15 protein-coding genes are annotated in these 13,020 nt (G+C 42.3%); 13 read left to right on the top strand and 2 right to left on the bottom strand.

The genetic code is table 11. The features are described from left to right. The first annotated feature begins 406 nt into the window (after positions 1 to 406). From ACFVSH_RS17395 to ACFVSH_RS17385, 3 genes are all read left to right on the top strand, one after another. Complete coding sequence (locus ACFVSH_RS17395; RefSeq protein ID WP_387707086.1) at positions 407 to 790, top strand: DnaJ family domain-containing protein; 384 nt, start codon at positions 407 to 409, stop codon at positions 788 to 790. A gap of 94 nt (positions 791 to 884) precedes the next feature. Continuing rightward, positions 885 to 1,433, top strand: coding sequence for a signal peptidase I (gene lepB / locus ACFVSH_RS17390; RefSeq protein WP_192206107.1), 549 nt, complete (start codon positions 885 to 887; stop codon positions 1,431 to 1,433). 241 nt (positions 1,434 to 1,674) lie between these two features. Then, entirely contained in the window at positions 1,675 to 2,160 is a 486-nt protein-coding gene (locus tag ACFVSH_RS17385) for a DedA family protein (RefSeq protein ID WP_192206106.1), read from the top strand. A gap of 88 nt (positions 2,161 to 2,248) precedes the next feature. On the opposite strand, the gene ACFVSH_RS17380 is transcribed toward ACFVSH_RS17385, so the two are convergent. Then, a complete protein-coding gene (locus ACFVSH_RS17380) occupies positions 2,249 to 2,983 on the bottom strand; it encodes an SDR family NAD(P)-dependent oxidoreductase (protein ID WP_387707084.1) in 735 nt (244 codons plus the stop codon). A 466-nt stretch (positions 2,984 to 3,449) separates the two neighbouring features. Here ACFVSH_RS17380 and ACFVSH_RS17375 point away from each other — a divergent pair, with 466 nt between their 5' ends. The 10 genes from ACFVSH_RS17375 (at position 3,450) to ACFVSH_RS17330 (ending at position 12,669) form a co-directional block, all read left to right on the top strand. Then, positions 3,450 to 4,787: an MATE family efflux transporter gene (locus ACFVSH_RS17375; protein ID WP_387602278.1), complete on the top strand. Its 1,338-nt coding sequence runs from the start codon at positions 3,450 to 3,452 to the stop codon at positions 4,785 to 4,787. Positions 4,788 to 5,115: 328 nt separating this feature from the next. Further along, on the top strand, positions 5,116 to 6,528 hold the full coding sequence (gene pepV / locus ACFVSH_RS17370; protein WP_387707082.1) for a dipeptidase PepV: 1,413 nt from the start codon (positions 5,116 to 5,118) through the stop codon (positions 6,526 to 6,528). A gap of 21 nt (positions 6,529 to 6,549) precedes the next feature. Further along, entirely contained in the window at positions 6,550 to 7,404 is an 855-nt protein-coding gene (gene dat, locus ACFVSH_RS17365) for a D-amino-acid transaminase (RefSeq protein WP_387602283.1), read from the top strand. A gap of 213 nt (positions 7,405 to 7,617) precedes the next feature. Further along, positions 7,618 to 8,856 carry an Nramp family divalent metal transporter gene (locus ACFVSH_RS17360; protein ID WP_192206101.1) on the top strand — a complete coding sequence of 413 codons (1,239 nt, stop codon included), beginning with the start codon at positions 7,618 to 7,620 and terminating at the stop codon, positions 8,854 to 8,856. A 205-nt stretch (positions 8,857 to 9,061) separates the two neighbouring features. Beyond that, a complete protein-coding gene (gene thpR, locus ACFVSH_RS17355; RefSeq protein ID WP_387707088.1) occupies positions 9,062 to 9,619 on the top strand; it encodes an RNA 2',3'-cyclic phosphodiesterase in 558 nt (185 codons plus the stop codon). A gap of 21 nt (positions 9,620 to 9,640) precedes the next feature. Next, the gene (locus tag ACFVSH_RS17350) at positions 9,641 to 10,648 is read left to right on the top strand and encodes an NERD domain-containing protein (protein WP_387602288.1); all 1,008 of its coding nucleotides are present in this window, start codon (positions 9,641 to 9,643) and stop codon (positions 10,646 to 10,648) included. Continuing rightward, entirely contained in the window at positions 10,635 to 10,874 is a 240-nt protein-coding gene (locus ACFVSH_RS17345) for a diacylglycerol kinase family protein (RefSeq protein WP_387707080.1), read from the top strand. The genes ACFVSH_RS17350 and ACFVSH_RS17345 overlap by 14 nt, the downstream gene beginning before the upstream one ends. Further along, a complete protein-coding gene (locus tag ACFVSH_RS17340; RefSeq protein WP_387707078.1) occupies positions 10,871 to 11,449 on the top strand; it encodes a diacylglycerol/lipid kinase family protein in 579 nt (192 codons plus the stop codon). Before ACFVSH_RS17345 ends, ACFVSH_RS17340 begins: the two co-directional genes overlap by 4 nt. A 10-nt stretch (positions 11,450 to 11,459) precedes the next feature. Next, complete coding sequence (locus tag ACFVSH_RS17335) at positions 11,460 to 11,594, top strand: hypothetical protein (protein ID WP_387707076.1); 135 nt, start codon at positions 11,460 to 11,462, stop codon at positions 11,592 to 11,594. 292 nt (positions 11,595 to 11,886) lie between these two features. Then, positions 11,887 to 12,669 (top strand): phosphotransferase family protein, encoded by a 783-nt coding sequence (locus tag ACFVSH_RS17330; RefSeq protein WP_063232868.1) that lies wholly within the window; start codon positions 11,887 to 11,889, stop codon positions 12,667 to 12,669. Here ACFVSH_RS17330 and ACFVSH_RS17325 read toward each other — a convergent pair whose 3' ends face one another. Next, entirely contained in the window at positions 12,670 to 12,945 is a 276-nt protein-coding gene (locus tag ACFVSH_RS17325; protein WP_387602296.1) for a YtzH-like family protein, read from the bottom strand. Positions 12,946 to 13,020 lie beyond the last annotated feature (75 nt).

Raw genomic sequence — 13,020 nt, 5'->3', positions numbered from 1 at the left:
TCCAATCAACCTTAAAGCGTTTTGTTTTAAAAACAACAATCTTTACGAAAAGAGCTATAAAAATAGATAACAAATTTATTTAATTAAAGGTAGTCGATAGAGAATTTAAGGGATAGCCATTAAGCTATCCCTTCTTTGCGTTTATTGATTGTATTTAATCAGAGAATTTCATTGATATTAGTGAGAAAAAATATGATGCGATTTGCAATGTTTTTCACCTCAAAAGGAACCTGTTACGCAATAGGGGGATCCTTTTTTTGCTGTCTGAATGTGTTTGGCTGAAAGATATGCATATATAATAGTAGAAAGTGTTCAGCGATTGATTCTCCAGGGTGGAGTGGATATTGATAAAAATGTTATAATTGTAAATACATGTAATGCGAAGTGATCTGAAGGGGGATTGTTTATGGGCAAAGAACACGGGCATGTGAACTGGATGGATCAGATTTTTAAGGAATATGAAAGAGACGGCGGGCTGAAGAATAATCCTGGCTTTGGAAAACCGCTTCCGGAGTCGGCGCTATCGGGAAATATATATGACAACTTCTTGACGAAGGCCCAAGATGCCGGCTACCTTCCGCTTTGGATAAAATGGCAAAAAGAAATTCGGGATGAGCTGTCCGGATTGGTTCTATTGAAAAAAATGAATGGAACTGAGTCTGAATTAATGAAACGAATTGATGAAATAAATGAGAAAGTCCGTACATATAATGCGATTTGTCCAGCTAAGATGCAGTGCAGGGAAATGGAGTGGGAAAGCATCGAAATCCAGCACGAAAAATGGAAGTGATTGACAATGTGTAAAATGTGGGTATTTGTATGACGTGATCATTAAAGGTTTATGATATAATGACATGAATAAAAAACAGAGAGAGGGACTTCGATTGGAAAAAAGAAAAGAAGTTTTTTCATGGATAAAAGCGATATTGATTGCAGTCATTCTAGCTTTTTTAATTCGAACGTATATTTTTGCACCGATTGTCGTGGACGGTGAGTCAATGATGCCGACTCTGCAAGACCACGAAAGAATTGTTCTTACCAAGTTTGGAACGAATATCGATAATATAGACCGGTTTGACATTGTCGTTTTTCATGCAACGGTAGATAAAGATTATATAAAAAGGGTAATTGGTCTGCCAGGTGACCATATTGAATATAAAGATGATACGCTTTATATTAATGGGAAAGCTTATGAAGAACCTTACTTGGACAAATATAAGAATCAGATGGCAGGGGTGCCGCTGACTGAATCCTTCAAGCTAGAAGATATTACAGGCAGCATGACAGTGCCGGAAGGCCAGTTGTTCCTTATGGGTGACAATCGCCAAAATAGTTTGGATAGCCGTGAAATAGGCACGATTTCCGTTGATGAAATTGTCGGCAAGGCGAATCTAGTGTATTGGCCAATCAATGAAATAAAGCTTGTGAATTAAGATGGAGCGGACTCAGGTTAGAGTCCGCTTTATTGTTGCCGTTTTTCATATTCTATTGAATAGCATTACGGTATTTCAACAAAAAACGTGTCCATTCTTTTTTTTTTCTCTTTTTTTTTAGGAAAATCAACTCATTTGGGTTAAATTAGGTTATCCTATTAAAAAAGAGTAATCACGTTACCCAGGCCCGTGTAAGAATATGGATTACTTTAAAAAAGGGTGCTGAGATGGAGTACTTTAGATGGATATAATAAAAGACTTAATATCAAACTATGGTTATTTTGCGATATATGGACTGTTGGCCATTGGGATTATTGGTTTGCCGGTACCTGATGAGTTCATGATGACTTTTGTCGGCTATTTGTCATCCATTTCCGTTTTGAATGTCCAAGGAGCATTCCTTGTCAGTTTCCTTGGATCGATAACCGGGATGCTTGTCAGTTATTTCATCGGAAAAAAGGTGGGGAAACCTTTTTTGAGGAAGCATGGTAAGTGGATCAAAATGACCCCCGCGAGGTTGGAGAGGTTGGAGGAATGGTTCAATAAATACGGTCCTTGGACCATCATCATAGCCTATTTCATCCCAGGAGTCCGTCACTTCGCCAGTTACATTTCCGGTATGAATGGGATGGGGAAACGAAAGTACTTCATCTTTGCAGGAGCAGGTGCTTTCAGCTGGTGTTTGGTATTTACGACTTTTGGTTATTTTATTGGTGTGTTAACGTAACTCATTTCAACTTACCAAATTCCTTCATTGAATCAGAAAATCCCGTTTCTGGATCTTTAGAAACGGGATTTTCCATTTCTGCTTATAATTATTGAGCTGAGTATCCGCCGTCGATGACAAGCTCGGCACCAGTTACGTATGAAGCTTCATCGGATGCTAGATAAAGGACGGCATTTGCAATATCCGCCGGCTGACCCAAACGTTGTAATGGAGTTGCTTTGATCATTTGGTTCACTAACTCTTTTGACTCTTCCAATTTTTGAGTCATTGGTGTTTCGATGATACCAGGGAATACGGCATTGACACGGACGCCCATGCGGCCATATTGCGTTGCGGCAGCCTTGGAAATAGCACGAACGGCCCCTTTTGAAGCTGAGTAAGAGTTCAAGCCCATTCCGATTTGAGCAGTGAAGGAAGAAATATTTACAACTGCGCCTTTACCTTCTTTAGCCATGTGAGGAATAACGTGTTTCATTCCAAGGAATGGTCCAAAACCATTGATGCTTAACATTAGCTGCCAATCGGCCAAAGTCGTATCGTTGATGCCTTTTTCTGTTGAGATACCGGCATTGTTTACCAAAATGTCGATTTTGCCAAATTTAGCGATAACTTCATCCGTCACCTTTTTCCAGCTTTCGTCTGAAGATACATCAAGTACAGTTCCATGGACATTATCCAGTTCATTCACAACAGCTACAGCTTTTTCATTGATATCAGCAGCAATGACTTGTGCTCCTTCTTTTGTGAATAGGTCTACCATTTCCCTGCCCATACCAGATGCTCCGCCGGTGATAATGGCTACTTTATTAGTCAATCTTCCCATCATGATCACTCCTAATTAGTTGTTATAACGATGAATATATGTTCAAACATAGTGCAAAAGTTATATTATCAACGAGCAATACTATAACTCCTTCAAGAATCTGTCAAGCATTTTATTTTCCGGCTTGCGAATATCCTTTTTCTTGCTGGAATAGAAAGTACATGTATGCCTGTGGAAAAATGGAATTCCCATAACTGCTGCGGGTTGAAAGCGGTATCAATCTTTCAATCTTCTAATATTGAAACCGGAAATTATCAATATCTAAATAGTTTTACCCGTTCTATTTGAAATGATTCACAAGTAATCTTGTAGAGGCATCTCATGCATAACGGGGAGCACCATATATTCAATTCTAGTAATTAAAATGGAATACTGCAATCTTTTTGTACTTTAAATACAATTTTTTATAACGTCATTCCAAATCTAACTTTTCGGAATTTTCATGTACATAGGAGGTCATCATTATATGAATAACAGAGCGTATCTTTCCTTGGCCATCCCGCTTACGATTTCGACGATGAGTACGCCCTTGCTCGGTGCGGTCGATACGGCTGTGGTTGGAAAGTTGAGTGATCCCGCTTATATTGGCGGGGTGGCTGTCGGAACCATAATTTTTAATACGATGTATTGGCTTTTTGGTTTTCTACGGGTCAGTACATCTGCCTTCGCTGCACAAGCGGAGGGGGCACGGGATGAAAATCAAAGCCTGATGGCCTTGATTCGGCCTTTTTTCATTGCAGCGATCATCGGCCTGCTTTTTATCATGATTCAAAAACCCATTTTGAATATCTCGTTAGGCGCAATCGGTCCGGAATCGGACGTTTCCGCCTTTGCCGCAGATTATTTCGGCATCCGGATATGGGGTGCGCCTTTTGCATTATTGAACTATGTCATCTTAGGCTGGTTAATCGGGAAATCCAGGATAAAAACATCTTTGTTCATTCAAGTTTTCATGAACGTGATCAATATTGTCTTATGCCTCGTTTTTGTAAATGGCTTTTCATGGTCTGTATCAGGGGTTGCTGCCGCTTCATTGATATCAGAGATTTCCGCTTTTTTGCTGGGCTTGTGGGTGATCAGGAAAGCGGTTAACGTACCGGATTCGTTTTCATTCCGGGATGGGTTCGATCGGGGTTCCCTGAAAAAAATGATGGTGGTCAACAGGGATTTATTCATCAGGACCATTTGCCTGATCGCGGTTTTCAATCTTTTTACGGCCAAGGGAGCCACTTTCGGGACAGAGACACTGGCGGCCAATGCCGTACTCATTCAAATCCATTACCTGATGGCCTATTGTTTTGATGGCTTCGCGAACGCGTCGAGTCTTCTGGTCGGGAAGGCGCTTGGTTCGAGAGATATAAACCTTTATAAAAAAACACTCTCACTATCGGCGCGGTGGGGCTTGTATGCTTCGGTCATACTTGCCGCATCTTACTATCTGTTCAGTGATAAGGTCATTCTCCTTTTCACGGACATTCCCGGCGTCATCGAACTGGCCCATGAATATGGACTTTGGATAGTCCTATTCCCATTCAGTGCCTTTATCGGCCTCATTTTTTATGGAGTGTTTACCGGGGCGACAGAAGCCGTTCCAGTAAGGAACTCAATGCTCCTTGCATTATTGGCTTTTCTACTTGTCCAATTCACAGCGGTCAGCAATCATGGCAATCATGGATTATGGCTTGCATTCCTGGCTTTCAGTTTAGGACGGTCCGTTTTTTTAGCTTTATACATCCCAAGGCTGAACCGAAAAGTAACAAAGCTTATGGATGCCGATAGTCTAATGAAATCATCTTCTTTTTAATAAAAGCTCTTTTCGTAAAGATTGTTGTTTTTAAAACAAAACGATTTAAGGTTGATTGGAGCGGAAGTGCGAGGCTCACCGCCCGCCCCCGCGGAAAGCGAGCGATGGAGGGGAAATCAACCACACCGCATTACTTGGTGAATAGCAACAAAGTATGCGAAAACAGCCTTAATAAAAGAGTGTGTTTTTTTGAAAATGCAGGGGATTTTATCGGTAGTTTTATGTTGGCGATAATACGGGAATACGAAGAATAGGTAGCAACGCTTGGCGAATCAGGTAGTAAAAGTGATAAAATGAAAAATATATATAAAAGAGGAGTTGTCGTATTTTGAGTGAATTGAATTGGCGAGAAGAAGTTGAAAAACGGAAAATGGACTTATTACTGGATACACAAAACTTATTGAAAATAAAAAGTGTACTGGATGAAGAACATCCGACAGAGGAGGCCCCATTCGGTAAAGGGGTGAAGGAAGCGCTTGATTTCATGCTTCAATTGGGCGAAAAAGACGGTTTTACTGTTAAAAATGTCGATAATGTCGCTGGCCATATCGAAATGGGTGAAGGCGAGGAGTTAATCGGGATATTATGCCATGTCGACGTGGTACCTGAGGGAGATGGCTGGAGTTCGGATCCGTTCGGCGCTGAAATCCGCAATGGCCGCATATATGCTCGCGGGGCAATCGATGATAAAGGGCCGACGATGGCTGCTTATCATGCGATGAAGCTGGTCCGGGAACTGGGAGAACCTTTGAACAAACGTGTGAGGATGATCATTGGAACCGATGAAGAATCGAACTGGCGCTGCGTTGACCGTTACTTTGAAGTGGAGGAAATGCCCTCGATCGGCTTCGCACCAGATGCTGACTTCCCGATCATCAGTGCGGAAAAAGGAATCTGGGATTTCTCGGTTATACACCCTGCCGATGCAGGAAATGGCACGAATTCTGAAGTGAATGTTATGGAATTTTCTTCAGGTCGAAGGACGAATATGGTACCGGATTTTGCTACAGCCATTGTGGAAGCGGCCAACCCTGCTGAAGTGGCGGCAAACTATCAGGATTATTTGCAAAAATACTCATTGGGGGGCCAGGCCGTTCCGCAGAAAAATCAAGTGCTGCTTGAAATGAATGGTGTCTCGGCACACGCGATGGAACCGAAAAATGGAAAGAATGCAGGTCTGCATTTAGCTGTATTTTTAGCTGATCTTACTCTTGATCCGCATGCGAAAGCCTACTTCACTTTCATAAAGGACCGTTTGTTTGAAGATTCCCGCGGAAATAATTTAGGTGTGGCTTATTCGGATGAGCAAACAGGAGAATTGACGGTCAATGCCGGCGTTTTCAATTATTCCAAACAAGGCGACAGCTCGATTGGTTTCAGCATGCGTTACCCTGTGACGTTCGAGTGGGAACAGCAAAAGGCGGCATTGGAAGAAAGACTTGCGGCATATAATTTGAGAGTGAAGACCAATTCGCATTCAACTCCACATTATGTGGACAGTGATAGCTTCTTGATTAAGACGTTGCAGGAAGTTTATGAAGCGGAGACAGGTGATGAAGCTGAACTTCTTTCGATTGGCGGCGGCACATACGCGCGTTCATTGAAAGAAGGCGTTGCATTTGGCCCGCTTTTCCCTGGCAGCGAAGACATTGCGCATCAGAAAGATGAATATATTGATATTGAAGATATGCTTAAGGCTACGTCCATTTATGCACGTGCCATTCAAGAATTGGCTAAATAAGAGGCAAAGAGGGAGTAAGACATGGGGAAAATCATTTTTAACGGCGACCTTAAAAGCAGGTCCGAAGTAAAGCTAGATATTGAAGACAGGGGATATCAATTCGGAGATGGCGTCTATGAAGTCATCCGGGTTTATAATGGCGAATTATTTGCGGGGGATATGCATCTGAACCGGCTGATGGACAGTGCGAAGTTGATACAGATGAAGGTTCCCTTCACTGCAGCGGAAATCAAAGCCCGCATGGAAGAGCTGATTGCTGAAGATCAACTGAGGGACGGTATCGTCTATATGCAGCTGACAAGGGGCGTATCTCCGCGTACACACTCATTTCCGACTGTCGAGGTGGAACCGGTCTTTGTTGCCTATACCAAGGAAATGCCTTATACAGGGAAAATCAAGCCAGGGGTCAAGGCTGTTACCACCGACGATATTCGCTGGATGCGCTGTAATATCAAGAGTTTAAATCTACTGGGTAATATAATGGCTAAACAGCAAGCGGTAGAAGCCGGCTGTGATGAAGCCATCCAGCATCGTGATGGTACGGTGACGGAGGGAAGTTCGTCAAATGTCTCAATCGTGGTGGATGGACTACTTAAAACGCATCCGGCCACAAACTTGATCCTGAATGGAATTACCCGTCAGGTGATGCTGAAACTTTGCGCTGATCATGGGATTCCATATGTCGAGGAAGCCTTCACCGTCGAGGACATGATGGGAGCCGACGAAGTCCTTTATACAAGCACAAGCGTTGAAGTGACACCAATTATTAATATCGATGGCCAATCGATTGCAGCCGGGGAACCCGGTCCGATAACCAAAAGACTGCAGAAACTGTTTTCCGGGGAAATCGAGAAGCAATGCGGTTCCGGTAAATAAATAAAAACCCCTTTGCCACTAGTGGCAAGGGGGTTTTTACTCTATGTAGCCGGAAGCAGATGGCCATCACCGAATCTCCGTTTACGTTAATTAAATCTTTATGCAATCCTCCCTTTTGACATTTTCAGAAACCAGGAATATACTTGCTAATAACCTAAAAAGTTTACCTGTCGCAACAATTTGAGTTGCGTGTAAAAAGGAGTTGACATAGATATGTCCGATGTGTTGCATCAATCTTCTTCGAGAGGAATAAAAAATCTGCTTCCTTATCTAGGGCCTGCCTTTATAGCGGCTGTGGCCTATATTGATCCAGGGAATTATGCGACCAATATTACAGCCGGATCAAAATATGGCTATACGTTATTATGGGTGATCTTCGCATCCAATTTAATGGCTGTGCTAATCCAATCACTATCAGCTAAATTGGGAATAGCCACTGGAAAGAACCTTCCAGAGCTATGCAGGGAAAAGTTTTCGAAAAAAACATCTTTCTTATTATGGATTCAGGCCGAAGCCGTTATAATGGCAACCGACCTAGCGGAATTCATAGGAGCTGCACTAGGGATTTATTTGCTATTTGACTTACCGCTTATCACATCTGCAATAATTGCAGCAATTGGTTCCTTTGCCATTCTGGAATTCCAGCGCAGAGGCTATCGAACTTTCGAAGCTCTGATCACGGTCATGATATTTGTCGTTGTGATAGCATTTGGCGCTCAAGTATTTTATGCAAAACCTGACACTTCTGCCGTTGTTTTAGGACTCTTCACTCCAAAGTTCGAGGGAGTGGATAGTATTTTGCTATCGGCCGGTATGCTTGGAGCCACCGTTATGCCACATGCGATCTACCTTCATTCTTCTTTGACTCAAAGAAGAATAGTCGGAAAAAACGATTTGGAAAGAAAAAGGATTTATCGTTTTGAGCTAATTGACATTGTCATCGCCATGTTGATTGCAGGCGCGATCAATGCCGCTATGGTCATAGTTTCAGCTGCCCTATTCCATAAGAATGGAATACTTGTAGAGGACTTGGATGTTGCTTATCAACAATTCGGTGCGATACTTGGACCATCAGTCGCGATGCTCTTTGGAATAGGATTATTATTTGCCGGTTTATCCAGCTCATCCGTTGGGGTAATGACAGGTGATGTAGTCATGCAAGGATTCATTAAAAGGCATATACCGATTTATTTAAGAAGGGTCATTACCACCGTTCCGCCCCTGCTCATAATTTTATGGGGAGTGAACCCATCCAAAGCACTTGTGATGAGCCAAATTGTACTTTCGTTTGGCATCGCGTTTGCCTTAGTGCCATTGATCATGTTTACAAGCAATGAAAAAATCATGGGCCGCCTGGTCAACCATAAAATCACCTCGAGCGTCGCTTGGCTTATAGCTGTACTAATCATTGGACTGAACTTGTTCCTGCTTTACGAAACACTGTTCAGCTAAAAGAAGAAATGACAGGGAAGGACCAATTTTTTGGTCCTTTTTTGTTTTTTTCTGTATTTTTCGTTTTATGCGACCTTTCGTTCATAGTATGTTAGATTGGGGATTTTCCTGATGGAGGGAATATTCAATAGGATGCCCAGGAAAAGGTATATGAATGGGAATTATGGTAAAATTAAAGGGAAAACAGGAAGGAATGTATGTGACCATGAATACTCATTTTTTCTTTGCTTTAGTATTGCCTGATGATATTAAGGCTTATTTAAATGCTGTTACGGAACAACTTAAGCAAGACTTTCCATTTAAGAAATGGCTGCATCCAGCCGATTATCATATTACGATGGCATTTTTGGGCAATGCTCCTGATACATTGAAAAAGGATGCTTTGAGGAAGGTGGAAAACGAGCTTGCCAACGAGGCCTCATTCGGCATGGAACTCGGCGATATCGGCGGTTTTGGCAAGAGTGAGAGCCCAAGGATTCTATGGGCAGGCGTCAAGCAGCAAGAACGGCTTTTTGCCATTCAAAGGAAAGTCTATAATTCTTGTATCGAAGCGGGTTTTGAACTTGATAAAAAGCCGTTTAAGCCTCATATTACGCTGGCAAGAAAATTCGAGGGGGATAGTCCCTTTTCGTTGGAGAGCGTTCGCCAGATAGCGAATTTGGAGGATAAGCATTTTGAAGCAGTTCAGGTTGCATTATATCAAACACATCTTGGAGCTTCCCCTTCATATGAAAAGATTTTCACGATAAACCTTCAAAAATAGAGAGAAATGGGTGGTGGTCGAATGGCACAGCTCATAAAGATGCAGGATTATATTTCCCGGTATGAGCAGGATATTTATCATTATCCAACACAATTTGCACGGTTGAAAAAACAGCAATGGGATAAATTGAAGGCTGCTTATAATGCGGGCGAGCTGGATCGGTTGTATAGCGAGCATACTGAAAGTGAAACACAGGTCAAATTCGATCCGCCTCAGGAAGAGTCAAAGGGCATGATTAAAAAGGTGAAAGGCATATTCCACCGGACAGGTAAACAGGAGGCAGAGGCAGAAGAACTGCTAATACCGAACCAGATTGAAGATCCTAATGTTTTTTCATTAAGGTTTCCGTTCCGACCGGCTAGCCTGGATGAATTAAAGCAAAATTTTTTAAATCAATTGCTCCGTTTTCAAATGAAATGGGGGAGTTCGACGCTTCGTGAAAAGTCATTTGTGGACCAATCATTCTTTTTGGATGAAAGGCTCCGCTTTTTTCTGCAGCGTTTTCCGGATACGTTTCTTGTATTATATAAACCTATCTTTCTATTGAAAAATGCGCCTGTTGAAGTCGAAGTCATTTTATTGACCCCTGTTGATGCTTGGTGCATCACTTTTCTGGAAGCGGAAGAAGACGCTGCTTTCATCGGCTCGAGTGAACGGTTCTGGGTCCGAAGGCATCATAAGCATCCAGATAAAAAAGTGCTTAACCCATTGTTGGGTGCAAATCGGATGACGAACATCGTCTCCCAGTTATTTGAGCTATATGAAGTGAACATGCCGATTAAAAAGGTGGTTTTATCCCGGAATGGATATGTCGATTATCCCGAAGCACCCTATGATATTACCTTGTTGGATAAACGGACCTTCCCGGAATGGTTTGAAAGGATGCGGGCTATATCGTCCCCTCTTAAGGCACAGCAGTTAAAAGGGGCACAGGCATTGCTTGAATATTGCCAAACTACATCCAGCCTGCGACCTGAATGGGAAGCCGATTATAGCCAAACAGAAGGAAATGAGCATGCCGCGCCTTAATGAAACGGTATATTTCATTGTCAATCCAGTGGCTGGAAATGAAGAGAGTTTGAAGATTTGGAATATAGCCGAGGGAATATTGAAATCAAAAGCTGTTCCCCATGAGGTGTTCTTTACACGTGAAAAGGGGCATGCGCTAAGATTGACGAAGGAAATTCTATCAGGGACGAATCAGGATACCCGGGTGATTGCTGTCGGGGGGGGGATGGCACGATTAATGAAATGATAAATGGCGCCATTGATTTCCCTCACGCTATCATCGGCTCCATTGCGGCTGGATCCGGCAATGATTATGTAAGGGGCATTCAAAAAACGGAGAGTGTGGAAGAAGCTCTTTCTTTATTTCAGGGTAATGCCTTCCGTGCCATTGATATTGGGCGGTTCGAGACGAATGGCAAGGCGGGTTATTTCGTGAACAGCCTGGGAATGGGCATTGATGCAGAAATTTCCGATGAAGCAGATCGTTCCGCTCTTAAAAAATGGTTTAATTTTGTCAGGGCGGGTAAATTAATTTATCTGTTCATTTTTATAAAAAAGATATTTACTTATAAGCCCAGCTGCATGGAATTGATCATTGATGGGGACCGGCATCTTTTGAAAAAGGTTTGGTTCATTGTTATTGCGAACCAGCCCTACTTTGGCGGTGGGATGAAAATTTCACCGATGTCGAAGCTGGATGATGACAGGTTGAACGTGATTGCGGTCCATGATATTACTTTGTTGAAATTATTGACCGTCTTCATCACCGTTTTTTGGGGCGGTCACCTAAACATGAAAAATGTTGATTCTTTTTTCCGGTAAAATAATAAAAATGAAGAATCAAGGGTCAGTAAAAATCCAGTCTGATGGGGAAATTGTTGGTACGCATGAAGTAGCTGCAGTGGTTCTGAAAGAGAAAATCCGCGTCATGTTCAAGGATGATAACCCATACAAAAATATGAAATGATTTATTTGTTTTTGTTTTATGCGTATAATCGTTTTATAGTACTTGACGAAGAAACCGTTTTTCAACTAAAATTTAATTTATGGCTATTGTTTAATTGCTCAATAGCTATTTTTTTATTTCTCTAAAATGAGGATGTTTTTAATTGCGGGTATCATCCCGATGCAAGTATATATGCAGCTTCGCCAACAGGCGGATTTTTTATAAAACATGGACTCAAAGTAGTGGTAATACATACACTAGGTGAACGTACCCACATTTGTATGATTAAGCGAGGAAATCGAAGGTGAACCAGTTGGAACATTTATTAGGTCAGGAGTGGGATATATCCCCTGCCGGAGGAGCTACGGGGGAAGCCTTTATTGCCGAGAAAGAGGGGCAGAAGCTCTTCCTTAAACGAAATTCATCGCCATTTTTAGCTGTTCTTTCGGCTGAGGGCATTGTTCCAAAGTTAATGTGGACAAAACGCCTGGAAAATGGGGATGTAATTACGGCCCAGCATTGGATGGAAGGCAGGGAGCTATCTCAGCAGGAAATGAACAATATAAGAGTCGCAAAGCTGCTTCAAAAAATTCATCAATCCGATCCTTTGTTAAGCATGCTCAAAAGGCTTGGGAAATCCCCTTTACGACCTGAAAGTATACTTACAGACATAGAAACCGGGTTATCTTCGGATGTTACGGATATTCCGATTATCAAGCAGGCCATCCATTTTTTACAGAATAATCTCCTGTTGATTGAATGCGACGAAAAAGTCGTCTGTCATTGTGATGTGAACCATAATAATTGGCTCATGACCGAAACCGACGGATTGTTCCTGATTGATTGGGATGGAGCGGTCATTGGCGATCCGGCCATTGACCTCGGCATACTCCTGTATTCTTATGTCCCAAGGGAAGAATGGAATCAATGGCTTGCCCGTTATGGCAAGAAGCTTGACGCAGGCCTGGAGATGAGGATGAAATGGCACACGGTTTCACAACTTGTGCTTTCCATCCAATGGCATCATCGAAGAAAGCGTTACGAGGAAAGAAATGAATTACTGCAAAAGCTGGAAGCATTATTGATGGTTGGCTGATCAGAATTGATCGATATCATCCACCCACTGGGACAGGTCGTTCTGGTGGGTTGAAATATGTGCATCTAAATCGGCGGTACCGATGCCTGTTTGACTGTATTTGTAAATCTCCGTCAGTATCGGTTTCACATTGCTGTCAATTTCCATATTGATCATTAGGGATTTGACGAGCCTTTCAACCTGTTCACATTCAGAAACGGATCCGCAGCAGTCTGTTTGATGGTTGGTCAATATATCTTTTAATAGTGACATTTGATGTTCATGGGAAAGCGGCATATAATACCTCTCCTTTCTTAAATATGGTTCAAGGGATTTCCAGGTGGTTCTCGCCTGCCCTTCACTTATTTATGG

Origin of the sequence: Peribacillus sp. NPDC058002, from assembly GCF_042886655.1 — a bacterium.
Classification (GTDB): Bacteria; Bacillota; Bacilli; order Bacillales; family DSM-1321; genus Peribacillus; species Peribacillus aracenensis.
This window is presented reverse-complemented; position numbering and strand designations above follow the sequence as displayed.

Coding starts and splice junctions, on each gene's coding strand:
- ACFVSH_RS17375 (WP_387602278.1), top strand. CDS start 3,450: ATGAATAACAGAGCGTATCTTTCCTTGGCCATCCCGCTTACGATTTCG.
- ACFVSH_RS17395 (WP_387707086.1), top strand. CDS start 407: ATGGGCAAAGAACACGGGCATGTGAACTGGATGGATCAGATTTTTAAG.
- ACFVSH_RS17340 (WP_387707078.1), top strand. CDS start 10,871: ATGATAAATGGCGCCATTGATTTCCCTCACGCTATCATCGGCTCCATT.
- ACFVSH_RS17335 (WP_387707076.1), top strand. CDS start 11,460: ATGAAGAATCAAGGGTCAGTAAAAATCCAGTCTGATGGGGAAATTGTT.
- dat (WP_387602283.1), top strand. CDS start 6,550: ATGGGGAAAATCATTTTTAACGGCGACCTTAAAAGCAGGTCCGAAGTA.
- ACFVSH_RS17360 (WP_192206101.1), top strand. CDS start 7,618: ATGTCCGATGTGTTGCATCAATCTTCTTCGAGAGGAATAAAAAATCTG.
- ACFVSH_RS17350 (WP_387602288.1), top strand. CDS start 9,641: ATGGCACAGCTCATAAAGATGCAGGATTATATTTCCCGGTATGAGCAG.
- thpR (WP_387707088.1), top strand. CDS start 9,062: ATGAATACTCATTTTTTCTTTGCTTTAGTATTGCCTGATGATATTAAG.
- ACFVSH_RS17325 (WP_387602296.1), bottom strand. CDS start 12,945: ATGCCGCTTTCCCATGAACATCAAATGTCACTATTAAAAGATATATTG.
- ACFVSH_RS17380 (WP_387707084.1), bottom strand. CDS start 2,983: ATGGGAAGATTGACTAATAAAGTAGCCATTATCACCGGCGGAGCATCT.
- ACFVSH_RS17345 (WP_387707080.1), top strand. CDS start 10,635: ATGCCGCGCCTTAATGAAACGGTATATTTCATTGTCAATCCAGTGGCT.
- ACFVSH_RS17385 (WP_192206106.1), top strand. CDS start 1,675: ATGGATATAATAAAAGACTTAATATCAAACTATGGTTATTTTGCGATA.